Origin of the sequence: Candidatus Leptofilum sp. (genome assembly GCF_965223525.1) — a bacterium.
Lineage (GTDB): Bacteria > Chloroflexota > Anaerolineae > Promineifilales > Promineifilaceae > Leptofilum.
Map to the genome: position 1 here is coordinate 179980 of NZ_OZ245005.1, position 25440 is coordinate 205419.

The 25440-nt window shown below is 52.1% G+C and carries 18 protein-coding genes and 3 tRNA genes; 12 read left to right on the forward strand and 9 right to left on the reverse strand.

What is annotated here, in order from left to right; genetic code table 11:
* Positions 1-20 precede the first annotated feature (20 nt).
* The 5 genes from ACOQPM_RS17955 to ACOQPM_RS17975 form a co-directional block, all read right to left on the reverse strand.
* On the reverse strand, positions 21-854 hold the full coding sequence (locus tag ACOQPM_RS17955) for an IS982 family transposase (RefSeq protein WP_420629193.1): 834 nt from the start codon (positions 852-854) through the stop codon (positions 21-23).
* A 107-nt stretch (positions 855-961) separates the two neighbouring features.
* Positions 962-2074, reverse strand: a complete 1113-nt coding sequence (locus ACOQPM_RS17960; protein WP_420631640.1) for a site-2 protease family protein — start codon at positions 2072-2074, stop codon at positions 962-964.
* A gap of 182 nt (positions 2075-2256) precedes the next feature.
* A tRNA-Arg gene (locus ACOQPM_RS17965) sits at positions 2257-2330 on the reverse strand.
* A 77-nt stretch (positions 2331-2407) separates the two neighbouring features.
* Positions 2408-2496, reverse strand: a tRNA-Ser gene (locus tag ACOQPM_RS17970).
* Between the two features lie 54 nt (positions 2497-2550).
* A tRNA-Ser gene (locus tag ACOQPM_RS17975) sits at positions 2551-2636 on the reverse strand.
* A gap of 186 nt (positions 2637-2822) precedes the next feature.
* Here ACOQPM_RS17975 and sppA point away from each other — a divergent pair.
* The 3 genes from sppA to ACOQPM_RS17990 all read left to right on the forward strand — a co-directional run bounded on the left by sppA (position 2823) and on the right by ACOQPM_RS17990 (position 7506).
* A complete protein-coding gene (gene sppA, locus ACOQPM_RS17980) occupies positions 2823-4673 on the forward strand; it encodes a signal peptide peptidase SppA (RefSeq protein ID WP_420631641.1) in 1851 nt (616 codons plus the stop codon).
* Between the two features lie 102 nt (positions 4674-4775).
* Positions 4776-5963 (forward strand): NAD(P)/FAD-dependent oxidoreductase, encoded by a 1188-nt coding sequence (locus ACOQPM_RS17985; RefSeq protein WP_420631642.1) that lies wholly within the window; start codon positions 4776-4778, stop codon positions 5961-5963.
* A 151-nt stretch (positions 5964-6114) separates the two neighbouring features.
* On the forward strand, positions 6115-7506 hold the full coding sequence (locus ACOQPM_RS17990) for a hypothetical protein (protein WP_420631643.1): 1392 nt from the start codon (positions 6115-6117) through the stop codon (positions 7504-7506).
* 87 nt (positions 7507-7593) lie between these two features.
* On the opposite strand, the gene ACOQPM_RS17995 is transcribed toward ACOQPM_RS17990, so the two are convergent.
* A complete protein-coding gene (locus tag ACOQPM_RS17995; protein WP_420627234.1) occupies positions 7594-8538 on the reverse strand; it encodes an IS110 family transposase in 945 nt (314 codons plus the stop codon).
* A 346-nt stretch (positions 8539-8884) separates the two neighbouring features.
* Between ACOQPM_RS17995 and ACOQPM_RS18000 the strand changes: the two genes are divergently transcribed.
* The 5 genes from ACOQPM_RS18000 to ACOQPM_RS18020 all read left to right on the forward strand — a co-directional run bounded on the left by ACOQPM_RS18000 (position 8885) and on the right by ACOQPM_RS18020 (position 16127).
* Positions 8885-9625 (forward strand): lysophospholipid acyltransferase family protein, encoded by a 741-nt coding sequence (locus tag ACOQPM_RS18000; RefSeq protein WP_420631644.1) that lies wholly within the window; start codon positions 8885-8887, stop codon positions 9623-9625.
* A gap of 85 nt (positions 9626-9710) precedes the next feature.
* Positions 9711-10925, forward strand: a complete 1215-nt coding sequence (locus ACOQPM_RS18005; RefSeq protein WP_420631645.1) for a MalY/PatB family protein — start codon at positions 9711-9713, stop codon at positions 10923-10925.
* Positions 10926-10954: 29 nt separating this feature from the next.
* The gene (locus ACOQPM_RS18010; RefSeq protein ID WP_420631646.1) at positions 10955-12091 is read left to right on the forward strand and encodes a THUMP domain-containing class I SAM-dependent RNA methyltransferase; all 1137 of its coding nucleotides are present in this window, start codon (positions 10955-10957) and stop codon (positions 12089-12091) included.
* 219 nt (positions 12092-12310) lie between these two features.
* Positions 12311-14563 carry a universal stress protein gene (locus tag ACOQPM_RS18015; RefSeq protein WP_420631647.1) on the forward strand — a complete coding sequence of 751 codons (2253 nt, stop codon included), beginning with the start codon at positions 12311-12313 and terminating at the stop codon, positions 14561-14563.
* A 1-nt stretch (position 14564) separates the two neighbouring features.
* Complete coding sequence (locus ACOQPM_RS18020) at positions 14565-16127, forward strand: peptide ligase PGM1-related protein (RefSeq protein WP_420631648.1); 1563 nt, start codon at positions 14565-14567, stop codon at positions 16125-16127.
* A gap of 195 nt (positions 16128-16322) precedes the next feature.
* On the opposite strand, the gene ACOQPM_RS18025 is transcribed toward ACOQPM_RS18020, so the two are convergent.
* Together ACOQPM_RS18025 and ACOQPM_RS18030 are read right to left on the reverse strand one after the other, a co-directional pair.
* The gene (locus ACOQPM_RS18025; protein WP_420631649.1) at positions 16323-17408 is read right to left on the reverse strand and encodes a hypothetical protein; all 1086 of its coding nucleotides are present in this window, start codon (positions 17406-17408) and stop codon (positions 16323-16325) included.
* Between the two features lie 20 nt (positions 17409-17428).
* The gene (locus ACOQPM_RS18030) at positions 17429-18064 is read right to left on the reverse strand and encodes a TetR/AcrR family transcriptional regulator (protein ID WP_420631650.1); all 636 of its coding nucleotides are present in this window, start codon (positions 18062-18064) and stop codon (positions 17429-17431) included.
* Between the two features lie 146 nt (positions 18065-18210).
* On the opposite strand from ACOQPM_RS18030, the gene aceK reads away from it, so the two are divergent.
* Positions 18211-19968, forward strand: coding sequence for a bifunctional isocitrate dehydrogenase kinase/phosphatase (gene aceK, locus ACOQPM_RS18035; RefSeq protein WP_420631651.1), 1758 nt, complete (start codon positions 18211-18213; stop codon positions 19966-19968).
* 373 nt (positions 19969-20341) lie between these two features.
* Positions 20342-21730, forward strand: coding sequence for a glycine--tRNA ligase (locus ACOQPM_RS18040; RefSeq protein WP_420631652.1), 1389 nt, complete (start codon positions 20342-20344; stop codon positions 21728-21730).
* Positions 21731-21748: 18 nt separating this feature from the next.
* Here the strand turns inward: ACOQPM_RS18040 and ACOQPM_RS18045 are convergent, their stop codons facing one another.
* A complete protein-coding gene (locus ACOQPM_RS18045) occupies positions 21749-22450 on the reverse strand; it encodes a peroxiredoxin family protein (RefSeq protein WP_420631653.1) in 702 nt (233 codons plus the stop codon).
* A gap of 199 nt (positions 22451-22649) precedes the next feature.
* On the opposite strand from ACOQPM_RS18045, the gene ACOQPM_RS18050 reads away from it, so the two are divergent.
* Complete coding sequence (locus tag ACOQPM_RS18050; protein WP_420631654.1) at positions 22650-24680, forward strand: lysyl oxidase family protein; 2031 nt, start codon at positions 22650-22652, stop codon at positions 24678-24680.
* 90 nt (positions 24681-24770) lie between these two features.
* Positions 24771-25430 carry a hypothetical protein gene (locus tag ACOQPM_RS18055; protein ID WP_420631655.1) on the forward strand — a complete coding sequence of 220 codons (660 nt, stop codon included), beginning with the start codon at positions 24771-24773 and terminating at the stop codon, positions 25428-25430.
* Positions 25431-25440: the final 10 nt, after the last annotated feature.

The window sequence follows — 25440 nt, forward strand, 5'->3', positions numbered from 1 at the left end:
ACCGATTACTAAATACTAACTCAAGTTGCTACCTTAAAAATATGGCTGACACTCTCAGCCAGAACAAATAATGCGATTTTCAGCTCAAAGCCTGCGGCTGTGACTGCATGAATGCTCCTCGGCATCCTGCGTGCAATGGATGACCCTGTCGTCTCCACAATCTTGCGATGCAGTTTTATCCAATAAGTGCGCCACGGTGGATACGGCCGTTTGCTGTTTTTCTTGCGTACAGGACATAGTTTCACCTGTCTTGTCTCATTGATTAAGTCTTCCATGGCATAATCATTGTAGATTTTGTCTGCATAGATTTCTGAACCCGTCGGTAGGTCAAACTGAAAGGAGCGCAGGTGAGTCACATCGCTTTCAGAACCCGGTGTTAGGAAGAACTCAACTGGTTGACCCTGACTGGTGACCATCAAATGTAGTTTGAGTCCATAGAAGTAGCGGCGTTTGCTCGCAATCTTGCCGCGATACTTCTCTTCTCGATAGAGACGACAGCGGCGAATGCGCCAATTGTCACACACCACAATAGGAAAGGTATCGATCACATAGATGGAATCATCACACAGTTCTTTCCAGTGATTGCCTAATATCTCGATAAAGGTCACGATATGATGGCTCACTCGGTGCAAACGACGCGAGTACCGACTTTTGCTCAACATCGCTGGGATGTAGCGGCGTTGCCGCAAAAAAGCGCGGGCAAGTTCATAATTGCCGCCAAAAAACAGAGCGGCCACAAGTGCTGTGGTGATGACCTCTGAATCATTCATGCGGCATTGGCTATTTTCATGATGACCAAGGCTGCGCAAAAGGTCGTTAACCAGCGTGTAAATCGCTACAATTTGTTCGTCCATGATTGTCCTCGTAAATATGGTTTGGTGGTTCAAACCCACTTTACTTGGCTTTCATGGACTTCACCATTTTTGACTGTTAAGGTAGCAACTTAGGTTAAATACTACTCCTAGGCAGATCGCACTCGTGGAAACAACTCCGGTCGCATAGCAGCCATCCGCAGCATGTGTCGAATGTGCCTGCTAGAGATGATGCCCACGATACGGCCGTATTCCACCACCGGCAACGCGCCCAACTTCTCACGAGCAAACCGCTGCTGCACGTCAAACAAATCGGTTGTCAACGTCACAGGCTCCACATCCTTCGCCATTACCGAAGCTACAGATTGATCTGGCCCATTATGTTGCAAGGCCCTCATGAGTCGCTCACTACCCAGGAAGCCGACGTAGGTACCAAATTGGGCAACCGGAAAATCCGTCTGACCGCGTGCCGTCCAGTTCACCACTTCGCGTAGACTGTCGGCTGGCTGCAAGACAGGCACCTGGTTGCTATATGCCTGCTGCACCGTGTACCCACGCAATCTCTGGCGGAACTGCACCATTCGTGCTTCCTGGGTTGCCCCGGTGAAGATAAAAATGGCAATCAATACGCTAAAGAACTGGCCATTGAACAAGCCATAAATACCAAACAAGAGAGCCAATGTACGGCCAATCCCGGCAGCAATTTGAGTGGAACGGCCGTAATCCAGCCTCATGGCCAGCACCGCCCGCAGCACCCGCCCTCCATCCATTGGAAACGCCGGAATCATATTGAACACGGCTAGAATCACGTTGTAAAAGAAGATATAGGAGAAAATTGCGCCAATGGTTAGCGACACGCCGCTTGTCAGTGGATTGGTCAAGGACAAACCAAACAACAGCGCAGCACCCCCCATCAAAATGGCTAAAGCCACATTCACGGCAGGGCCAGCCAGCGCAATAACAAACTCCTGCTTGGGATTGTCTGGCATGTGACCCAGCTGCGCCACGCCACCAATCGGCAGCAAAACAATGCGCTCTACAGGCACCCCGTAATGCAAAGCAGCAAAGCTATGCCCCAACTCATGCAGCGTTACCAGCACAAATAGCAGCGAAATGGAAATAATGCCAAACATGGCCCCAGCCAGCCCGCCACCACCCAACACACCAAACTGAAACGCTGCCCACACCAAAATCAGCGGGAATGTCAGGTGAACACGAATATCAATACCGCGTACAGAAAACAGTTTCAACGAGCTGTTCATACTCAACTTCCTTTGTTGAATTCATTCATTTAAACATGATTCAGCATAGTCGAAAACTGTTTATTTTTTGTTAGCACGAGATTAAGGCAAAATGAATGCAACGCTTATACCAGAACAAATCTTGGCATCTGGCTGCGTTACACAAAAAAAGCCTCCATATCATCTGATATGGAGGCTTGAAGTACGCCCTGAGAGACTCGAACTCCCGACCTTCTGGTTCGTAGCCAGACGCTCTAATCCACTGAGCTAAGGGCGCGTGACGGTATTCAGTTATCAGTAAACAGTAAGTCAGTGACCGATTACAGATTACTGGCCTACCGATTACCGAAAAGGCGGGGAGGATGGGATTCGAACCCATGAACGACTTTTACGCCGTTAACCGCTTAGCAGGCGGCCCCAATCGTCCACTCTGGCACCTCCCCAGAAAGCTAGCGTTGCTGCCAGGTTAGGCGTACAACCAATTGGTAAAGCAAAGGCGGAGGGAGAGGGATTCGAACCCTCGGTGAGCTAGGCCCACTACGGTTTTCAAGACCGTCGCAATCGTCCACTCTGCCATCCCTCCAGGCTGTGGAGGGGGTTTTTGCAACCCGGTCGCGGAGTATAACACGCCGATTTTTGCCCGTCAATATAATTTCGCCACATTCATTACCCATCGGTAACAAAACCTTAACTGGGCTGGTAGCATCAGATTGTGCCGTCTCCACTTATCCGCTATCATTTGCTCAGTAAATTTCAAATGAGGCAGTTCATGAGCAATTCAGAATCCAATAATGATTTTTTTACCGCCCTGGGCGGCGAGCTTAAACAAGTTTGGCAAGAGATAGGCAATGGGTGGCGGCAAACGGCCGTTTCCCTACGCAATGGTTTTCGTAAACTGCGGCAGGCAGAGATTGATTATGTAGTGGTTGAAGTGGGTGGCGCCATGCCAGAACGCGCCGAACCGCCCCGCAGCTTCTTCCAGCGGCAGCTACCGTTGCCAGAGCCTGCCCTCAGCGTCGAACAGTTGAACAGGCGGCTCAGTCGCATTGCAGATGCAGATAATGTCCGCGGACTTTTGCTCATTTGCACGGGCATTAGCAGCGGCTCGGCCACCATCCAAAACATACGCCGGTCGCTGGTGCGGCTAAAAGAGGCAGGCAAGACGGTGGTGGTTTACACACCATACCTTGACTTGCGACACTACTATCTCGCTACCGTTGCGGATCGCATCATCGTGCCGCCATCGGCCAGCTTTGAAGCCTACGGTCTCCATTCTGAGGTCTCATTTTTGAAGCCCGCGCTGGAAAAAGTGGGCATCGGCGTGGAGGCAGTGCAAATTTCGCCTTACAAATCGGCACCCAACACCTTCATCAAAGAAGACATCACGCCTGAGCAGCAGGAACAGATGGAATGGCTGCTGGACGATTTGTATGACCAAATTACGGCCGCATTTGCAGACGGCCGTTCCCTCACCCAAGCCAAAATTCAGGACCTGATGAACCAGGTTCCCATGACGGCCGAAGCAGCCCTCGCCGTTGGCTTGGTAGACGATGTGGCCTACCAAGATGAGCTAGAAGCACTGCTGGCAGCCCCAAATGAAGCAGAAGCTGAAGGTGAAGCAGAACCAGAGCAGCCTGAAACTGAAAGTGAGGATGAATCTGAAGAAGACAATTCAGACGAAACAGCCAAAGCCACCTTGCTAGATTGGGAAAAAGCCAGCCGCTTGCTCACCGAAAAAGTACGCAAACGCAGCCGCAAATTTATTGGCGTCATCAGCCTGGAAGGTGCAATTATGATGGGCAGCAGCCAAAACCCACCTATTGATTTGCCCATTCCGCTGGTGGGTGGGGCGACGGCTGGGGAGCAAACGCTGGTTTACCTGCTGCGCCAAGCCGAGCAGCTAGACAACATGGCCGGGCTAATCTTCCACGTAGACTCCCCCGGCGGCTCCGCTCTGGCTTCCGACTTAATTGGCCGAGAGATTCAGCGGCTGCAGCAAAAGATGCCTGTGCTGGTTTATATGGGCAATACGGCCGCTTCTGGCGGGTATTACGTCAGCGCTTACGCCAACCACATTATGAGCCAAACGCTTACCATCACTGGCTCCATCGGCGTCTTTGCCCTGCGGCTGCACGCGCAGGCGCTTTACAACAAAGTGGGCATCAACCGCGTGGGGCTGGATCGGGGTAATCGGGCCAATTTGTTCAACGGCATGGCCCCCCTCTCTGATGAGGAGCGGGCTGCTTTCCACAACTCTATCGTAGAAACGTACCAGCAGTTTAAGCAGGTTGTTTCTACTGGGCGCGATTTACCCTATGATGAACTAGATGAGATTTGCAACGGCCGTGTGTGGACGGGTCGGCAAGCGTTGGCACATAAATTGGTAGACAGCCACGGCGATTTTGCAGACGCAGTAACAAAATTGGCAGAACTGGCCGAACTGCCTGATCCCGCCAGCCACGATATCCCTGTGCTAAACCTGTTTGCCAAAAATACGCGGTACGTCACACCACAGCCGTTTGAGATTGGCGAAACCATCGCCAATTTATTGGCTCCTAGCCGACTGGAGGCGTTCAACAACAAGCCGCTCTTCCTGCTGCCCTATTCCATCAAATTCTAAGTAACCACGGGTAGGGGCGTACCCCCGTGTGCGCCCAGCGTGGGCAGACACGGAGGTCTGCCCCTACCCTACGAAATCCCAACCAGCCTTAAGGTTTTTGCCATGAACAACCAGCAATACGACGTCGTTTTTGTGGGTGGGGGAGTGATGGGCTGCGCCATCGCCACCAATCTTCTGCTGCGAGACCCCCAGCTTAACGTTGCGCTCGTCGAGAAAGATTTGAGCTACAAATATTCCTCCACCGTCTTGTCGGACGGCAACAGCCGGGTGCAGTTTAACGTCAAGGAAAACATCCAGATGTCGCTGTACGCACTGGAGGTGCTGGACAGTTTTGCCGAAGATATGGCGGTGGATGGTGAAAAGCCAGAAGTGGGTTTTCGGCAGCAAGGCAATTTGTTCCTAACCGATGAAGCAGGGCGCACTGAAGTGGCAGCTGGGCTAGCTTTACAACAACGTTTGGGGGGCAATGTTTCCTGGCTAACGCCTAGCGAAACCAAAGCTGTTTTTCCGATGCTAAACATTGAGGCTGGTCTGTTTGCGGGCACAACCTTTGGCCGCGATGATGGCACGATGCTGCCCCAGGCAGTGCTGGAAGCGTACAAAAAGAAGGCCGTGAGCTTGGGGGCGCATTTGCTTGAAGCAGAGGTTACGGCCGTTCGCCACCAATCCAACCAAGTCACCGGCGTACAGCTCAAAAATGGAGACGTGCTCTCAGCAGGCATCGTTGTCAACAGTGCTGGCGGTTGGGGCACCCAAATTGCCCAAACCTGCGGCGTGGAGCTACCAATGGAGCCAGTCATGCGGCAGGTGTATATTATAGAAACGGCCGTACGCTCCCAAAACATTCTGCCGCTGCTGCTGCTCCCCTCTGGCACCTACCTAATTCACGAAGGACATGGTCTGTTTATGTGCGGCCGTTCCTTTGCCGATGATCCCATTACCACCACCGACTTTAGCTGGCAGCGCAGCCGGTTCGAGGAACGCCTCTGGCCGGAACTGGTTGATTTTCTGCCCAGCTTCGATTCCCTGCGCGTCACCGATGGTTGGGCAGGTATCTACGCCGTTAACACCTTCGATGGCAACGCCATTTTGGGTGAATGGCCGGAACTGCGCGGCTTTTATTTGGTCAATGGCTTTTCTGGGCATGGCTTCCAGCAATGCCACGCAGTGGGACGTTACCTGGCAGAGTGCATTTTGGGGCTGCCGCCCACGCTGGATCTAGCCATCTTCTCCCCCCACCGCATTCTGGAGAATGCACCCGTGTTTGAAAACCAGCAAAAGCTCATTTGAGGCGGCACAAAACGGCCGTTTCTGCTCACCCAAACCACAGAAGTGCATTTTCCTTGCTAATTCCAAGCCAGCCGTGTTAACCAGTTAATTGATTTTACCCTCCTGATTCAGTTACACTGCCACCAATCATTTCACCGGAGGCAACTTCCTCATGCTAGAAAGCTTTGAATGTCCCAATTGTCAGGCATCACTGGATTACGATGCCGCATCCCCCACCCTGACGGTGCGCTGTCCCTATTGTGGCAGCACGGTCATTGTGCCCGATAATTTACGCAACCCTCGCCAACAACCGCAACAATCTACGGAAGTGCTGACAGAGGTGGTTCAATTGGTGGGGAACGGCCGTAAAATTGAAGCCATCAAGCTGTTCCGTGAACGGTTCAATGTGGGGCTAAAAGAGGCCAAAGACGTCGTGGATTCCATTGAGCGGCACGAAGATGTGCTGCTAGGCGGCACGAACTTTCACACAGAAGCCGTCACCATTGACCTCACCAATTCGCGTGCTGTGCAAACTGGCGGCAGGGGGTGTGCCATTTTCATTGGCGCGATGGTCCTTTTAGCCGTTGGCGTTGCTGCCGCTTTCTTTTTTGTCGTCCCTAGAGAAGCCGCAACTATTGTTGAAAGCATCACAACAATTACTGAATCCAGCTCAGAAACCATCATCATTGAAGATGAAATCAACAACGTTTTTGAAACGGTAGAATCCGCCCTGCCAGATGATGTCGCTATCGTCAGCACTGATCCCGATTTTGTTGAGGTTATCTTACGCATCGGTGGTGAAGAAGGCACTGGCCCCGGCTTTTTCAACGACACGCGCCGTCTGGCCATTGATGGGGATGGCAACATTTACGTAGGTGATTACAGCGGCGGCCGTATTCAGGTTTTTGATGAAAATGGCGAATTTGTCACTACTTGGAACGCTGGCCAAGATTTGTATATGGTGGGCATTGCTGCCAACCGGGCAGGTACTGTCTATGTCATCAAAACCTCCGAAATTGAACTGTACAACGGCCTGACGGGGGAGTCGTTGGGGATGCTAAATTTACCCGGCGGGCGAACGCTTTTTAGAACGGCCGCTTCTGGCCCAGATGGCTCTGTCTACTTCATTGCCAAAGATCGGTTGGTGCGGCTAGATAACAACGGCAACATCACGCTAGACATTACCGACCCCTTTGCCAACATCCCCGACTTTGCCACCACGCAGGAAGATGCGGCCGTTGATGGCGCGGGCAACATTTACGTGGTGGGCAGCGAAACCATCTACAAGCTCAACAGCAACGGGCAGTTTGTAGACCAAATTGGCAGCCAGGGAGACGCAGAAGACCAATTCTTCACCTCACCACGCGCCATTGCCGTAGATGGTCAGGGACGCATTTTTGTAGAATCGTTTCGGGGCATCAAAGTGTTTGAAGCAGACGGCCGTTACCTCACCACTATTGACTCTCCGGGTGCCAGCTTTGATATGGCGTTTAACGACGACAACGAACTGCTGGTAATGGACCGCAACGGCAACGAACTACGCAAATACCAACTGCTTCAGTAAATCAGTCATTCCTCCACCTTCGTGAGGGCAGGCTTTGCGAAGGCGGGAGCAACTGTGATAAAAGTCAAGAGCAAAAAGCGCATTTCGTTAAGCTGATATCCAAGCAGAGCCATCACGGACGATGGCATTCAAAATGGTTAACAATTTACGCATACAGGCCGTGAGAGCGACTTTGGGGAGTTTTCCTTTCGCAATCAAACGGTCATAAAAGGCTTTGAGAACCGGGTTATAACGAATGCCTGAAAGAGCAGCCATGTACAAAACAGAACGAACATCTGAACGTCCGCCAAAAATATGGCGTCGTCCGCGAGAACAGCCGCTGTCCCGATTGAAGGGAGCCAGGCCAACTAAGGCGGCGATTTTTTGTCGAGACAATGTACCCAATTCGGGCAATTCAGCCAGCAACGTAAAGGAGGTGACCTGGCCCACGCCGGGCACGCTTTCTAAACTGGTTCGTTTTTCGCGCCATTGGGCATTTTTGTTGATCCAATCATTGAGGTCTTCCTCAATTTCAGCTAATTCAGTAGCTAACCAATCCAGGTGCTTCTCCAAACGAGGCCGCAATTCTGGATTGACCGTGGTGTGCCGATTCTTCTCGGCTGTTTGCATATCGATCAGTTGGCGACGACGCGTGACCAATGCTTTGATGAGCTGCTGGTCTTGCGTCTTCAAAGTACGTACCTCTGGACGGACCGCCTGGGCAAAGCTGGCAATCATCTGGGCATCGATCTTGTCTGTCTTAGCTACTTGCCCTTTGGCACGAGCAAAGTTACGCACTCGTGTCGGGTTGACGACGACAATGGGCAGAGAGGCAGCGGCCAGTTCTGTAACCATAACTTGCTCGAATCCACCGCTGGCCTCAACCACTATCAAGGTGACAGCCGTTTTCGTTGACATTATTTCCACCAGGGTGGCGATACCGGTTGCGTCATTATCGTGTCGCAACACTTCTTCGATTCCCCACTGGGCTAAATCCAGGTGGTTTTTGGAAACGTCAATGCCAAAAAAGGTTTCTTCGGTTTGCTTTGCCATCAGGTACTCCTTTGTGACCCGCACTAGCAATGATACGGACTGCAATGTCCCAACAACTGTTCGGGTTCTCGCTGAATCTCTTGGCTCGGTGACCTGCGCTCCTGCGCGGCTGGTTGCCAATGACATCGGCCTACCAAGCTGGAGCAATCCTAACAAATGGTCGCTTTTTTGGCTGCTTGTTTTATCTTTTTCACGATGGGCCACATCTCCCGCACGGTTTCTTGCACCTAATGACAGTCGGCCTTTCGTCTTTGCTTTATCATACTAATGACAATCTGTTACCGTTTTATTTTCTGAATAACTGTTTTTTTTGCCCCTTCCCCACTCATCCACTAAACTCCCCCTCATGAATGACGTCCCTGCTGAATTTCGCTATCCCCACCGCCCCACCTTTCGCCGATTTTTGCGCTGGCTAGCTCGCCTCACGTTAAAATCCTTAACGCATTTCGAGGTCATTGGTGAAGAAAATATCCCCAAAAGCGGCCCATTTTTGGTAGTGGGCAACCATTTTGATTTTGCCGATCCGGTAGCAGTCTTGGCTGTGTTGCCGCAGCCACTGGAATTTTTTGCCGGTACGCAGCGTCCTGCCGCGCCACTCATCGCCAAATGGATACCAGAATTGTGGAAAGTGTATCTAGTTGAGCGGGGAACAAGCTCCAGATATGCGCTCAAGGCGGCCGAATACGTGATGAAGCAAAATGGCGTCCTGGGCATCTTCCCTGAAGGGGGCGCCTGGGCGCAGGTGCTTCGCCCAGCGCGACCCGGCACGGCTTACGTGGCTACGCGAACGGGCGCACCCATCTTGCCCATTGGCCTCACGGGAATGCCAGACATTTTCCCAGCGCTGCGGCGGGGGGAACGAACAAAATTAACGGTGCGAATTGGACGGCCGTTTGGACCTTTCAAGATCACCGGCAGAGGCAGAGAACGGCGGGAGCAGCTTGACGAAATCGGCCACGAAATCATGCGGCACATCGCCGCCCTGCTGCCGCCAGAAAAGCACGGCATTTATGCCGCCGACCGCAAACTGAGGGCAGAAGCAGAAGCGGTAGCCGCCTTTCCGTGGGATCCAACAACTGAGTTTTAGCCCCCTCCCTAGCCCTCCCTAAAAGGGGAGGGACGGCCCCCTCTCCTTGTGGGAGAGGGCTGGGGTGAGGGTGAAGGAGACAAAGATGCACTTCGATTTCGATACGGAAGTCAACAAATTTGGCATCAACAGCGTCAAGTGGGAATTTATTTCTGATGCCCATCTCAACACCAGGCAAACCAACCTGACCCACCCCAAACATGGGGCTAAACGGTTGCTGCCGCTGTGGGTGGCAGACATGGATTTTCGCTGCCCGCCACCCGTGGTGGAGGCGGTTGTCGAACGCGCCAAGCGGGGTGTGTTCGGTTACTGCACGCCAACCGACTCGTATTATGAAGCGGTCATTAACTGGTTTGCCCGGCGATACGGCCGTACTATTCAGCGTGACTGGATCGTAATGACACCCGGCGTCGTACCCGGCATCAACATGATGATCCAAACCTACACCCAACCCGACGACAAAATCATCATCCAGCGGCCTGTGTACCATCCCTTCACCAATTCCATTGTGAATAACAATCGGGTTGTTGTCTCTAATTCACTGGTGCTAAAAGACGGCCGTTACCAAATGGACTTTGACGATCTGGCAAAAAAAGCCGCCGACCCCGATGTAAAGATGGTCATCCTGTGCAGCCCACACAATCCCGTCAGCCGCGTCTGGAGCCGCGAAGAGCTCACCCGCTTTGGTGAGATTTGCCTAGACAATGACGTGCTGGTTGTTTCTGACGAAATTCATTGTGACCTGCTCTTTAGCGGCGTAGAATTCACAAGCTTCGCCAATATCAGCGAACGCTTTGCCCAAAACAGCATCGTCTGCACGGCTCCCAGCAAAACGTTCAACCTGGCCGGGATGAAGCTGTCTAACATCATCATTCCCAACGAGGCATTACGCACCCCGTTGGTCAAAACAATGAGCCAGGCTGGACTACATAACACCAACAGTTTCAGCGTAGTGGCAACTGAGGCGGCCTATAACTTTGGCGAGGAATGGTTAACGGCCGTTATGGCCTACGTAGAGGACAATTACAACTTCATGAAGGCATTCCTCGCCGAGCACCTGCCCCAGCTTCATCTGCTGCCCGCCGAAGGCACCTACCTGGTCTGGCTAGACTGCCGCACTTTAGAGCTAACCGTCGAAGAACGCAAAAAACGCATCTTTGAAGACGCCCGCGTCTACCTGGACGAAGGCGAAATGTTTGGACCCGAAGGGGCAGGCTTTGAGCGGTTTAATTTGGCCTGCCCCCGCCCATTGTTGGCAGAAGCGTTGGAGCGCCTGGCGACGGTTATCGGTAATCAGTAATCCGTTTACCGTTCACCGATTACCGACTTATGAAAGTAACCTTAATCGCTACTGCCAAATTCGGCCTGGAAACAGTCGTGAAGCAAGAAGTACAGGCTTTGGGCTTTGAGGAAATTGTGGTGTCAGACGGCCGTATCGAATTCCAGGCCACCCTCACCGATATCCCCAAAGCCAACCTGTGGCTGCGCTGCGCTGACCGTGTGCTGCTCAAAATCGCAGAATTCCCCGCCCACACCTTCGATGATTTGTTTGAGCAAACCACTGCCCTCCCCTGGGAGGATTGGATTATGCAGGACGGCAAATTCACGGTTAATGCCAAATCACACAAATCGGTACTCAAAAGCGCCCGTAGCTGCCAATCCATCGTCAAAAAAGCAGTCGTGGAGCGGCTAAGAACCGCCTACCAACTCGACTGGTTCCCTGAAACCGGCGCTGAGTTTACCATTCAACTGGCCCTGGTGCGGAACAGTGCTTTGCTCACCCTGGATACGTCTGGCATAGGGCTGCACAAGCGCGGCTACCGCGCCGATGCGGGCGAAGCACCTCTTAAAGAAACGTTTGCCGCCGGGCTAGTAAAACTCAGCTACTGGCAGCCAGACCGCCTGCTGCTGGACCCAATGTGCGGTTCCGGCACCATTCTCATTGAGGCAGCGATGATGGGGCGCAATATCGCGCCGGGGCTGCAACGCAGCTTTGCCGCCGAAGGGTGGCCCACCATCCCCGCCGAGGCGTGGGCGCAGGCCCGCCAGGAAGCCCAAAACGCCATCTTGCCCAGCGGCAACTTGCAGCTACAGGGCAGCGATAGCGACCTGGCCAGCATCGAAATCGCCAAAAGCAATGCCGCCAAAGCAGGCGTCGCCGACGACATTCATTTCCAGGTGAAAGACGTTAGAAAATTGTGGATTGACCAGCAGTTTGGTATCGTGATTACCAATCCACCCTATGGCATTCGCTTGGCAGAGTACCGGGAGCTGAACAGTATCTACATCGCGCTGAACAAAATGTTCCGCAAAAAAGATGGCTGGTCCATTTACATCCTCACTGCCGACAAAAAGTTCCCAGATTATTTCAAACGAGCCAAACCCAACCGGGTACGCAAGCTGTACAATGGTACGATTCAGACAAACTATTACCAGTATTACGGCCGTAAACCCCCAAAAAGCTAGCAACATCCACCTTTCAACCTATCCATGACTTTCCTCCTACCATTCTGGGGCTATTTGTCACTTCGGATGCGCTACCCTTTGCCTCATACTGTTTTTTAATATCCTCCGCATAAGAACTCCTTATCCTTAACAGATTAGTTTTACATAATCAAAGCATTTCATGCCGTTCACGGCGGCATGTCATGCCTTAACTTGATTCCACCTGAGGAACTAGACATTATGGCCCACGTTTCACGCAAACTGTCGAATGCCTTTGAAGGTGCGTTGGCTGGCGGCGGCGATCCAGCTACCTCACCCCTCTATATTTTTGGTCCATTTCTAAAATTAATTGTGGTCGCAGGCGTTGCCCAGGTGACGTTTGGCGCTAGCGTTTGGCTGGTAGTGTTTACCATTGCGATGGTTTCTGCCATGTACCGGCTGGTGATGCTGTGGATTACAGATGGCAGCGGCGGCAGCGGCCTCAGCGAAGAGGAGTTTGGCAGTTGGGCCGTAAAGCTCAATGCAGGCATCACGTTTATTGAGTACACGCTTACATTTTTAGTAAGCATGGCCGCGCTGGTCACGTTTATTGCTGACCGCTTTCCGGTTTTGAATGATCTTTTCCTGGGGCTACGAATCCGTGTTTTTGTCGCCATCGTCCTCAGTTTGCTCACAGGCTGGCTGGTGAACCGAGGCCCCAAAGTGGCGGCAACCGCGTTTGGGCCAGCGACAGCGGCCGTTTTGCTGCTGCTGTGGATTATGGTTTTTGCCACCATTTGGCAGTATGGCTTCCGTCTGCCCACCATTGATTGGCGGGCGTTCGCTCCACCTTACATCGGCTTTACGTTTGGTGGCTTTGCTCGCATTTTGGCGGTGATGACAGGGATTGAGGTGTTTGCCAATCTGGTTGCTGCTTACGACGGCTCACCGCAGGAGAAAAGCCAAAAAGCGTTTGGCAGTTTGCTAATTATTATGGGAACAACGGCCGTTACCATGCTCATCGTCGGCCCCATCATCTTTGAATTGGCAGACCCCACCAACACGGAAGTCTCTGTCTTTACCCAGACGATGGATTTGCTTTTGCCCGCACCACTGCCGTTCATCGGCACGTTGGTGGGCGTGGCGGTGCTGCTTTCTGCCTCGGCGGCCAGTGCCCAGGGACTGCAAAATCTGTTTGTGGGGCTGCGCTTTCGCCATTATGTGCCTAAGTTCATGGGCAAGCGCAACCAGTTTGGCGTCGCCGACAAACCAGTCTGGCTAGAAGTCATTTTGGTGATTATCTGCTTCCTCTTTTTTGGCACGCACGAGGAGACATATCTGGCAATTTATGCCGCTGGCGTCTTTATTTTACTCAGCATGACGGGCTGGGCTGCCAGCAAGCGGCTGCTGCGGCAGCTACGGCAAGCTTTCTCCATCGGGCAAACGGCCGTTCTCCTGGGAACGATCATTGCCTCAATTCTTACCACTGGAGCCACCGTCATCATTTTCCAGGAGCGATTTTTTGAAGGAGCCTGGACGTATCTGCTTTTTTTACCACTGCTGTACGTGGTGTTTAGCTACTTTCGCACCCATTTGGGTGAGCCAACAGCCGTTGAAGATCGACTGGGCAAGCTCATTTCCGCACGTCCTGCGCTGGCTTCGGCGCACATTGGGCTAGGCTTTACCAAAGCTTACCCGCCGCAGCACATTTTGGTACCGCTGGATGGCTCACCGCTGGCGGAAACGGCCGTGCCCGTAGCTACCCAAATCGCAAAGCAGTTCAATACGCCATTAACGCTGGTGTCTGTTGCTGAAGATTCAGCACAATCGGTCCAAAAAGCATATTTGGATGGCGTGGCAACGCAATGGCAAAATGGGTCTCATGGCATCCAGATGGCTGTACAAACGGGCCCTGTCGCCAAAACAATTGAGCAAACGGCCGTTGCCCAAAACGCTGATCTCATCATTATGTCTACGCGCGGGCATTCAGGCATGAGGCGGCTGCTATTGGGAAGCGTAGCCGGGCAGCTTGTGCAGCAAGTTACGCTGCCGGTTTTGCTGCTGCCGCCTGATTTAGAAACGGCCAAACCAACCCAGTTCCGCAAAATTCTCATCACTCTGGATGGCTCCCTCTATGCCGAGCGCGTTCTCCCCTACACACTACCCATTGCCCAAAAATTTGGCAGCGAGCTGCTGCTGCTCACCGTTCCTCAACCCAACGCCGAAGAAACCCTGGGCTTGAAAATGCAGCAATATCTAGACAGCGTCGCCAAATTCTGCAACAATGAAGGCGTACTCGCTAAAGTGTGTCTGACCGGAGATGATCCGGCCAAAACAGCAATACAGCTCAGCCAGGAAGCAAACATTGACCTCATCATGCTGGCTACCCACGGACGAGGTAGCTGGCAGCGAATGCTCCTTGGCAGCGTTGCCGACGAAATCGTGCGGCAGGCAAATTGTCCCGTATTCCTTGTGCCAATTCGAGAACAACGAATGCCGGATGAAGGAAAATAACATGCTAAAAGATTCCCACAATTTCCCCACAAACGGCCTCAACGTTCTTTCTGATTCCTTGCGGGACATCACGATTGAACAAAAATTTGCCACCATTCAAAAGCGAATGGCCCCAATGTTTGAAACGGTGTTTCCCGATCCGCTAGCGCCTCGCACCGTTATTGTGATTCCCAGCCTGACAATGGATGCGGAAGAGCTAAATAAAATCTCTGGCATCTATCATTACGAGGAGCGCATGTTGTGTCTGCTGATGCTGCTGCAACTGCCGCGCACGAATCTTATTTTTGTTACCAGCCAGCCAGTTCATGAGGCGATCATTGATTATTATTTGCATCTTTTACCGGGCATTCCGGGCTACCATGCCCGGCGGCGGCTGACTTTACTTAGCTGTCATGATGGCTCCTCTATTTCGCTCACCGAAAAAATCTTGCAGCGGCCTCGCCTGCTAGACCGTATCCGCGCCGCCATTCCCAACCCGGAAGTAGCACACATCACTTGCTTCAACACCACACCACTAGAGCGACGGCTGGCGGTGGAGCTAAATGCGCCGCTCTACGCTTGCGATCCGGCCTTAACGCATTGGGGCTCAAAGAGCAACGGCCGTAAAGTGTTTCAGGCGGCTGGCGTACCTTTACCCATGGGCTTTGAAGATTTACGCGACGAGCAAGACATCATCAATGCACTCACCCAACTAAAAGAAGCCCAACCATCGCTGCGAAAGGCGGTTGTGAAGTTAAATGATGGTTTTTCTGGCGAGGGAAACGCCGTCTTTTCTTACGAGGGATGTGGCGTGAACGGCAACTTGCGTTCCTGGATCGCCACCGAACTACCCAAACGCCTCCGCTTTGAAGCAGCCACCGAAACGTGGGCCAGCTTTAGCCAAAAGTTCCGCCAAATGCAGGGCATCGTCGAAAGCTGGATTGACGGTGAAGACAAACGTTCCCCGTCCGTGCAGTGCCGCATCAACCCGCTGGGACAAACTGAAATTGTGTCTACGCACGATCAGGTGCTAGGCGGCCCGTCCGGGCAAATCTTCCTCGGCTGCACTTTCCCCGCCGACGCCGAATATCGCCTGGAAATTCAGGAAGCCGGCCGGCGAATTGGGGAGGTTTTGCAGCAGCAGGGGGTGATCGGCCGTTTTGCTGTTGACTTCATTTCAGTACGCGAAGGAGATAGCTGGCAGCACTATGCCATCGAAATTAATTTGCGAAAAGGGGGCACCACCCACCCCTTCCTCATGCTGCAATTTCTCACCAATGGCATCTACGACGTGGGTGAGGGACAATATTTCACGCCAATGGCCCAGCCCCGCTACTACTACGCCTCCGACAACGTACATAGCAACGCTTACCTGGGACTCACGCCGGACGATTTGGTTGATTTGGCCGTGCTGAATGGGCTGCACTTTAGCGGCGCCACGCAGCAGGGCGTGGTCTTTCATCTGATGGGCGCGCTATCGGAGTTTGGCAAATTTGGCACCGTCTGCATCGGCGACAGCCCCGAACGCGCCAAAAAACTGTACAAAAAGACAATCAACACGCTGGAACAAGCTGCCAATCTTTAACTACATATAGCTGCTTTTGAGGGAAATAACCGCGTTTCATTTGTCATTACCGCGCAGGCGGTAATCTAGTGGACTCCCGCCTGCGTGGGAGTGACAGGTGAGAGATAGCAGCAAGGCAGGATACCGTCACAGCACAATCATGAAGACCTGCCTAAAGTAGAAGCAGGGTTTGGTCTTGCTGGAACGCGAAAATTCTTACCCTTCAGTGAGCTCAAATTGCCATGAATAACTTTTTATTTCTCCCGATGTCTGCTGGAATTCAAACGTAACCTCTTGCAGGCCAGGAGCCAGCAATGCCTTACCGCACGCTACAGCATCGCCAACACCTCTCTTGAGAATCTCACCCTCTAAATTGCCGATGTTAATTAATTCTAAGCTACTATGACCAGCGGTAATATCGGTAAGATCCTCATTGTTGATGCTTATTTTGATTCTTTCTGAAATCGAGCTATCTTCACTGAAATCGTCCCCTACTTGGGCAAGGACTCCTAAACGTATTTCTATACAAACTTTACTCTTAAAGCCAAATCTTCGACTTCCTAAAGCGGAATAAACTATAATACCAGTTCGCTCATAATATTCATCAGTTAAATCGGCTGAATAAATACTTAATGGTATTGACTCAAATTCTTGTGGAGAAACTTTTTGAACAAAATTAGGCTGTTCAATAATTTCAAATTGCCACGAATAACTTTTTATTTCTCCCGATGTCTGCCGGAATTCAAACGTAACCTCTTGCAGGCCAGGAGCCAGCAATGCCTTACCGCAAGCGACAGCATCGCCAACACCACTCATGAGAATCTCACCCTCTGAATTAACCAGGTCAGTTGATACTAAGTGCATATGACCAGCGGTAACATCGGTAAGGTCTTCATTGTTGATGCTTATTTTGATTCTTTCTAAAATCGAACTATTCTCACTGAAATCGTCCCCTACTTGAGCAAGGGTTCCTAGACTTATTTCTAAACAAACTTCACTTTTAAAGCCAAATTCACGACTTCCTAAGGCGGTAGAAACAACAGCACCTGTTCGATCATAATATTCATCAGTTAAATCTGCTGAATAGAGACTTAATGGTATTGCCTCAAATTCTTGTGGAGAAACATCTAGAACAAAATTAGGTCGCTTGACACTGTTCGCTAAATCATTTTGATGTACTAAATTCTTAGATTGATTCTCAGTGGTATTTGAGATTTTCGCACAGCTACAGAGCACCAATAATTGGAGCAAAGTCGTATAAAAAAGGAAGCGGAGAGTTGGTAGGTAATTTTTCGTACGCATACAAATTTGTGTCCACATATCTAGCGTGCGGAAGCCGGGGCGGAGTTGCTAGTTTCCTTGCGCCCCGCTAACCCACTCCGCATAAAATCAATTAAATAGTTTAAGTTATTTTCTATCTCGTCAGGGTTTGTTAGATCGGCAAAATCAGCGACGTTGTTGAACAGGTAACCAATGGTGCGCTTGATAAATGCCAATGGCAAATCCTCCCGAAATTCACCCCGCTGATACGCTTGCTCAATGAGCTGGTTGATCCCATCGTTTTCGCCAAAATCGTGCCGCGCCATCGCTTTTTCGTAAATGGCATTTCCTTTCTCGCGTACAAAGCTTTGGCCAAAATCGTTCACAGCCGGGTATTGGGCGGCAAAGGCTACGCCATGCTCAATTTGCGTCTTGAAAACGGTAAAAATATCTTGCTGAAAATCTTCTGGTCGCATGACGCTGGCCAAAAATTGCTGTTTCTGCTCCACCAGCAAATCTGTTAGCGCCAAGTAAAGTGACGCCTTGTTCTTGAAGTGGTAATAAAATTGCCCTTTGCTCATGCCGGCATCGTCTAAAATGCGATTGATGGAGGCTTGCTCGTAGCCATAAGCAATAAACTCTTTCAGGGCTGCATCCAGCAATTTTTGCTTGTGCTCAAATGTTTTTTCAAAACTCATTGAGATTCCTCTGATGGCCTTGCTAAAACCTAGTTCTTCGTTAATGTCAGTCATATTAGACCAACAAGTCTAGGCTGTCAAATCCATAATAATCTGGTGATTTTTGGCACTTGTCCGGCGCATAAACATTTTCGTACAATGTCCGCATGCCACCCACAACCCCATCTTCCCGCCTAACCGACAGTCGGCTGGCCAACTTGGCCGCCCGACAAATTTACGATGGCTTTTGCCGATTTTGCGGCCGTTTCCAAGAAATTACCTGTTTAGCCCAAAAACGATTTGAAGAAAAGGATTGGCACGCCCAACGCACTGACTCAGTGCAGCGTCTCAATTTGTACCGGGAAATCGTAGACCGCGTGGTGATCATGGTGGAAGAGTTACTGGGCGAGCGGCGCACGCGCAAAGTAGTGTGGTCTAGCATGAAAGCCGTCTACTCTGGCCTCATTGCGGAGCAAGCGGATTGGGAGCTAGCCGAAACGTTTTTCAACTCCATTACGCGCCGCATCTTCACCACGGTGGGGGTTGATCCCCAAATTGAGTTTGTTGACCCGGATTTTGATTTGCCGCCGTTGACCAATCCGCAATCCTTGTACACCGTCTACTATCCTGACAATTTGGACGAGACGGTGCGGCAAATGCTTTTGGCCTGCCAACTTACGGTACCCTTTGCCAATTTTGCTGAAGATTGCCGCCAAATCAGTGAACGGCTGCGCTGTTTTCTGCAAAAAAATCGCACTTCTCTGTATCGAATTGACGTTATTGATTCGCTTTTCTTCCGAGGCAAGGGTGCTTATCTGATTGGACGAATCTACACGCCACAGGGGTTGGTGCCATTGGCTTTGGTTTTGCTACAGGGCAAAAAGGGCATTTTTATTGACGCGGTGCTGCTGGATGAGGGCAGCGTCAGTATTTTGTTTAGCTTTACCCGGGCATACTTTCATGTGATGGTGGAACGGCCGTCTGACCTTGTGCAATTCATCCGCTCCATCCTCCCTCGCAAGCGCATCGCCGAAATTTACATATCGCTAGGCTACAACAAGCATGGCAAAACAGAGCTGTATCGCACGCTTCTGAATCATTTCAAACAATCAGACGCCCAACTAGAAATTGCCCCCGGCCAGCATGGCATGGTGATGACCGTTTTCACACCGCCAGACCTTGACGTGGTATTCAAGCTCATCAAAGATCGGTTTGCGCCGCCTAAAACAACCACACGCCAGGATGTGATGCGTAATTATGAAATGGTGTTCCGCCACGACCGTGCCGGAAGGCTGATTGATGCCCAATCGTTTGAATTTTTAGAGTTCAAGAAAAGTCGGTTTACCAAAGCGCTATTGGCTGAACTGCTGGAAATTGCTGCCAATACAGTGCATATTGAAGAAAATATGGTCATCGTTGACCATGCGTACGTGGAGCGGCAAGTTACGCCGCTGGACATCTTTTTGAAGCAGGCAGACCAAGCCACGGCCAATCGCGTCATTGTGGATTATGGCCAGGCGATTAAGGATTTGGCGGTGACCAACATCTTTGCCGGGGATATGCTGCTGAAAAATTTTGGCGTGACGCGGCATGAGCGGGTGGTTTTTTATGATTACGATGAGCTACGGCCGTTAACCGAATGCAACTTCCGCAATTTCCCCCAGGCCATGAGCTACGAAGATGAGCTAGCCGCTGAACCGTGGTTCCACATTGCCGAAAATGATGTGTTCCCTGAAGAGTTCCTTCATTTTATGGGATTGCCTGGCAACGTAAAAGGAACATTTATGCAGCACCACAGCGATTTGCTAGACGCCACCTTTTGGCAGCAAACCCAGCAGCGCATTTTGGCGGGGGCGATTATTACGATACGGCCGTATCTAGAACAACACCGCTTGCCCCAACCCTCCGACATCCTTGACAGTTAACCATCCCCACGTAAAATTAGCCACACACAGAGCAAAAGAGTTTCGTGAGAAGACACCCTTCTCTTTTCTCTCTGTGTCCTCCGTGGCAAAAAAATTTCGCAGCAATGATCGCCTTTGGCAAGCGGGAGCTGCAAACCCAAGAAAGTGCCGCTGACCAATACCCAGCGGAAGCAGGGTGGAACCGCGACTTGAAAAAGCCGTCCCTGCAACACAGACATTGTGTTGCAGGGGCTTTTTTGTTTTTACTGATTTTTTGTAGGGGCGAGACGACCGGGATTCAAACTGGCAAAACAAAAAGGCATCTCTCCCGGTCGTCTCGCCTACGCACAACCAACATCGCGCAAAGAATGCGCGGCTACAGAAGAGGAAAATCATGACTGAATTTACTCTGGAAACGATTACCGCGCTGGCAAAGCGGCGCGGCTTTGTCTACCAAACCTCCGAAATTTACGGCGGGCTGGCCAGCTCTTACGATTACGGCCCGCTGGGCATCGAACTGCTGCGAAACATCAAAAACAAATGGTGGCAAGAAATGATCCGCAAACGCGCCGACATGATCGGCCTGGATTCGCAAATTTTGCTGCATCCACAAACGTGGGTGGCATCTGGGCATGTGGCCTCCTTCACCGATCCGCTGGTGGAGGACAAAGTGACGCACAAACGTTACCACGCTGATCATTTGATTGAAGCGTGGCTGGCAAAGCAGCCGGATCCGCCCGAATTGATTGTTGAAGCCTTGAGCGTGGCCCAAATGGGAGAATTTATTGCCGAAAAGAAGATTCTTAGCCCGGACGGCAACCATGTGACTGAGCCGAAGGAGTTCAACATTTTGTTTGAAACGGCCGTTGGCGCAATCGAAGGAGCCAAGTCCAAAGTTTATTTGCGGGGTGAAACCGCCCAGGGCATCTTCACTAACTTCCGACAGGTGCTGGATTCCACCCGCGTGAAGCTGCCGTTTGGCATTGGGCAAATTGGCAAAAGCTTCCGCAACGAAATCACCACCGGGCAATTTGTCTTCCGTACGCTGGAGTTTGAGCAGGCGGAGATTGAATATTTCTTCGACCCGGAGCAAACCGATTGGCAAGAACTGTTGCAGCAATGGCAACAGCACATGTGGGACTTTGTTGTCCACACGCTGGGCGTGCGCGAGGAAAACCTGCGCTGGCGACGCCATTCCGACAAAGAGCGCAGCCACTACAGCCGGGAAACATACGACCTGGATTACCGCTTCCCCTTCGGCTTTAAGGAACTGTGGGGCGTGGCCTATCGCACCGATTACGATTTACAGCAGCACATCCAGCATTCGGGCGCAAAACTGAGCTACAAAGACCCGTTCACAGGCAAGCAGTTTGTGCCGCACGTCATCGAGCCAGCGGTAGGCATTAACCGTCTCTTTCTCATGCTGCTGTGCGATGCGTACTGGCACGATGCGGAGAACAAGCGAACCGTTTTGCGTTTTAATCCGGAATTGGCACCTTACAAGACGGCCGTATTCCCCCTCCTCCGCAACAAGCCAGACCTGGTGCAAAAAGCCCAGGCCGTCTACGAGATGGTCGCCCCGCATCACGCCACCACCTGGGACGACCGAGGCAACATCGGCAAACGATATTACTACCAAGACGAAATCGGCACGCCATTTTGCATCACCATAGATTTTGAGACATTAGAAACCAACAGCGTCACCGTCCGCCACCGCGACACCACACAGCAAACGCGCGTGAACATTGGCCAATTGTTGAGCTATTTGCAAGACCAACTTTAGAGGACGATTTCATGTAATTTACAATCCCGATTCATCAAATTCGCGCACGGCTTTGGGGCCACTAAGTTCAAGTCCGGCATAAAAACCAGCGCGGTCTTTTTGGCGATAATCCAGCCTCTCAACCTGGAATGGCATTAGCTTTTCCCGATTACGCCGCCGCTGCACGACTTCCAGATAATAATCCAGCGCATTCCGCACACTATGCACATCTGTCCAGTTCGATTTGTACACGGGAACGGCCGCACGGTTAAAAATCCAGGTCATGTTGGGCATAGAGCCAAAGGCACGGTGACAAGCCCCGTCCAGGCTGTCTAGCAAGATGGGTCGCGTCACGCCGTAGACGGTTTGCATCGCCCGTGCGTGGGCTGTTTTCTGCACCATCGAAGTAAGATGTGGGTAATTTTCACCTGGATGGGCTTCATGCGTGTAAAGAAAAATGGAGCCGATTTGTTGGCTGGCGTATTCATCGGCCAGGGCATTCATGGATGGCGCCGCCATCCCGCAATAAGGTCAGGTAAAGCTGCCAAACTCCACTACCGTAAAGCGATTGGCCGCTAAAATCTGGCTAAGGTTCGTTTCCGTGCCACCCAAATGCCACAAAGGAAAATCCGGCATCGTTTCACCCAACGGCGGACTGTCCATAAAGTTCATCCAGGGTGCCACGTTTTCTTCGGTAAATGAATCATAATTGTACGCTTTCATTAAGTCAGTTGTCGTCATGAAAACTCCTTCTATAAAATGAGACGCGCTGATTTTAACAACTTCGGCCGTTTTCGTCGCGGAACAGTAGCACTTTATGAACAGTCACAAAGTAAACGGCCGTCCGTGAGCCAGATCACATAACTCTTTGCTGCTAAACAAACCATGAGGAACTGCTCCCTCTTTTGAAGCGCAGGGGCACAATGGGTAAAATCAACCCATGAATAAATTGATGCGCTTTACCACTGGTTTTTGCCTCATTATCATCGCGCTGGCCGTTAGCTGCGGGAGTGAGCCTCAAGTTGAAGAAAGTGACGAGGGTGATCCAACCGGTACGGCCGTTCCCGCCACCACTGAATCCACTGACAACACCCCACTTCCCCCACCCGCCATCGCCACGCAACTGCCCACCGGCACGCCTGCCATCACCGAAGAAACCACTACCAGCGAAGCCAGCTTCATCCCCTCCCCCATTGATGGCGAAGGGTCGCTGATTGGCCTGACAATGAACAGCCAGGTAGGCATTTTGCTGGACGAATATCCTGAGGCGATGCGTGATGAAGTAGCCACCGTGCTAGCTGCCGAATCGGACGCTTTTTGGATTGATCTGGCCCAACGGCAGGTGGCACTCACCTATAACCGCCTCTATTTTCGGCCGTATTTCTATGCTGACAAAGGAGAACTCCCCCTGCCGCCGCAATCCCTCTGGCACATCGAGCTAACTAGTGAACCCACGCGCCAAACCATCAATAATCACGAACTCATTCTGATTGATTACACCTTTAGCAGCACCTTGCTCGCCGCGCAGGACGAACCGGGCAAAGCAGAACCTGCTTTGGCAGAAGTCGGCGGCGTTTGGGAAGAGCCATTCATCTTGCCGCCAGACCCCACACAGCTGCTCCAGCGCACGAGCAACGCCTGCCTCAACGAAGGTGGGTTCCCGCCCAACAGTTATGACTCGGAAAATGTGGACATCTTCTTCGATTACAGCTGCACAGCAAACAGCAGCGGCGCGGCAGGTTGCCATCGCTCTACGCTGCCAGCCCTCTCCTGTGTGCAAGCGTTGAATGCAACGGTGGGTACGGTGGAAACGGCCGTTCGCTTCACGCGCCTGCCCTGGGATGAGGAACTTGCCAACCAGGTACGCATCGGCGTAGTGGTATCGCCGGATGCCCCCGATTTGCTGGTGGTCAGCGAAGATTTGCAAAACACCCGCATCATTTACCGCTACTTCCCCAGCAACAGCTGCGCCCGGGCCGAAGGCTGCATCAACGGCACCGGCTGGCGGCGGCTACTCCAGTTCGACGCCACCGCCCACAATTTAGGCGCCGCAGCACTGGACATCGGCCCGGTGGTGGCAGAAAATCCGCTCACCAACATGCTGGAATACAATAGCTGCCACGACCATTTTCACTTCCAAAATTACGGCGAATTCCAGTTGGGCACTAATAGCCAGCCCAGCAAGCAGGCATTTTGCGTGGAAAGCACCAGCCGCTTCAGCAATAACGAACTGTCGCCGCTAACCCACGACTTTAGCTGCACCTATCAGGGCATCCAGGCAGGCTGGGTAGATGAGTACCGCGCGGGGCTAGATTGCCAATGGGTAGACATTACAGATCTGGAAATCGCAGGGGACGCTGCGGAGTTGCCGCTCAGCTTCCGCTTCAACACCGAGCAATTTTTGTGCGAGGGCTACCCGGTGCTAGACGATTCAGGGCAGCCGATCTTTGAGCCGAGCGGCCTCCGCAACAGCGACGGCCTGCCCATCAGCCGCCCGCAGTGTGACTTTGTAGCCGATTGGGATGCGACAAACAGCGGCACAGAAACGGTCACCATTCCCGCGGCGGGCAGCTTCGTCACCGAACCTTGCGCCAGTAGTGAGCTAGGACCACGCCGAAATTGTGGCTTTACGGCCGTTCCCCTCCCAAATTTGCCCGAACCGAGTGATTCAGAGGAACGGCCGCTCCGCTGCACACCGGGCAGCACGGTGCAGCTAAGCTGTTCGGTTGATGGCAACGCGGCGCAAGTGGCACGCCTCTGCGAGACAAGTTCGGTACTCGGCGTAGGTACCGCCTGCACCTTCACCGACTCGCTACTCAATCAGATAATCTCCGGCAGCAACGTCACGCTTAACTTCACTTGCCCATTCGTGCGGGATGAAAACGAGCCGGGCGGCGACTACGCACTCTACACCGCCCCACTCTTCACTGGCGATGCGCCTGCCGAAGTTACCTGCACACCGATAGAATAATAATCTAACCGCTGAGGCGCGGAGAACGCAGAGGAAACCAAAAAGAACTCCGCGTCCTTTGCGACTCCGCGGTTAAAAACAGGAGGATTTGTGAGATATTTTTTTGCATGGTTGGGGTCTAAACGCGCCGCCAAGCGGGATGTGGCGGAACCGGGCTGCTTGCTCGACCACGCGGCCAACGCCAATTTGCCCGTCCCGGCGGGCGGCATTTTGCTGCACAATTTTTATGAGCTGCTGCTGGAAGAAAACGTCCTTGAAGAAAGTGAAGGCAAAGTGACGGTCATATCTGCTGACGCTTTACACGAGATGCTTTTCGATTTGGCTCATTTTCCCGAAATTGACGCGCCGATGGTGATACGGCCGTTACATACCAACAGCTTCAGCCCCACACTCCCACCCATCCAAATTGCCAACCACACCCAGCTTGCAAATTCGCTATGCGAAGGATGGTCTACACAAAACGGCCGTCACGACCTGCTACTAATTACCTTGCCAGAGATTGAATGTAGGGGAACGGCCGTTTCCCCAAAAAACGCCACAACAGACCAGCTCATCCAGCAAGACACCACCACACCTCTCCCCCGCCTAATCCGCTGGCAGCGCCCCGGCGACAATCTGCCGTCCCACGCTCAGCGGCTGCAAATGCTCCTGCGCGGCCTGCGCCGCACCTTTGGTGATGATGGGTGGGAGATTGAGTGGGTGGATGACGGCCGTATCTGCTGGCTGTGGGAACTAAAGCAAACAAGCTAATCAGGAAGAA

Excerpts from the sequence above, each read along its gene's own strand:
- ACOQPM_RS17960 (WP_420631640.1), bottom strand. The coding sequence starts at position 2,074 with ATGAACAGCTCGTTGAAACTGTTTTCTGTACGCGGTATTGATATTCGT.
- ACOQPM_RS18020 (WP_420631648.1), top strand. The coding sequence starts at position 14,565 with ATGCTAAAAGATTCCCACAATTTCCCCACAAACGGCCTCAACGTTCTT.
- ACOQPM_RS18050 (WP_420631654.1), top strand. The coding sequence starts at position 22,650 with ATGAATAAATTGATGCGCTTTACCACTGGTTTTTGCCTCATTATCATC.
- ACOQPM_RS18040 (WP_420631652.1), top strand. The coding sequence starts at position 20,342 with ATGACTGAATTTACTCTGGAAACGATTACCGCGCTGGCAAAGCGGCGC.
- ACOQPM_RS17955 (WP_420629193.1), bottom strand. The coding sequence starts at position 854 with ATGGACGAACAAATTGTAGCGATTTACACGCTGGTTAACGACCTTTTG.
- sppA (WP_420631641.1), top strand. The coding sequence starts at position 2,823 with ATGAGCAATTCAGAATCCAATAATGATTTTTTTACCGCCCTGGGCGGC.
- ACOQPM_RS17995 (WP_420627234.1), bottom strand. The coding sequence starts at position 8,538 with ATGGCAAAGCAAACCGAAGAAACCTTTTTTGGCATTGACGTTTCCAAA.
- aceK (WP_420631651.1), top strand. The coding sequence starts at position 18,211 with ATGCCACCCACAACCCCATCTTCCCGCCTAACCGACAGTCGGCTGGCC.
- ACOQPM_RS18015 (WP_420631647.1), top strand. The coding sequence starts at position 12,311 with ATGGCCCACGTTTCACGCAAACTGTCGAATGCCTTTGAAGGTGCGTTG.
- ACOQPM_RS18030 (WP_420631650.1), bottom strand. The coding sequence starts at position 18,064 with ATGAGTTTTGAAAAAACATTTGAGCACAAGCAAAAATTGCTGGATGCA.
- ACOQPM_RS17985 (WP_420631642.1), top strand. The coding sequence starts at position 4,776 with ATGAACAACCAGCAATACGACGTCGTTTTTGTGGGTGGGGGAGTGATG.
- ACOQPM_RS18000 (WP_420631644.1), top strand. The coding sequence starts at position 8,885 with ATGAATGACGTCCCTGCTGAATTTCGCTATCCCCACCGCCCCACCTTT.
- ACOQPM_RS18005 (WP_420631645.1), top strand. The coding sequence starts at position 9,711 with ATGCACTTCGATTTCGATACGGAAGTCAACAAATTTGGCATCAACAGC.
- ACOQPM_RS18025 (WP_420631649.1), bottom strand. The coding sequence starts at position 17,408 with ATGCGTACGAAAAATTACCTACCAACTCTCCGCTTCCTTTTTTATACG.
- ACOQPM_RS18010 (WP_420631646.1), top strand. The coding sequence starts at position 10,955 with ATGAAAGTAACCTTAATCGCTACTGCCAAATTCGGCCTGGAAACAGTC.
- ACOQPM_RS17990 (WP_420631643.1), top strand. The coding sequence starts at position 6,115 with ATGCTAGAAAGCTTTGAATGTCCCAATTGTCAGGCATCACTGGATTAC.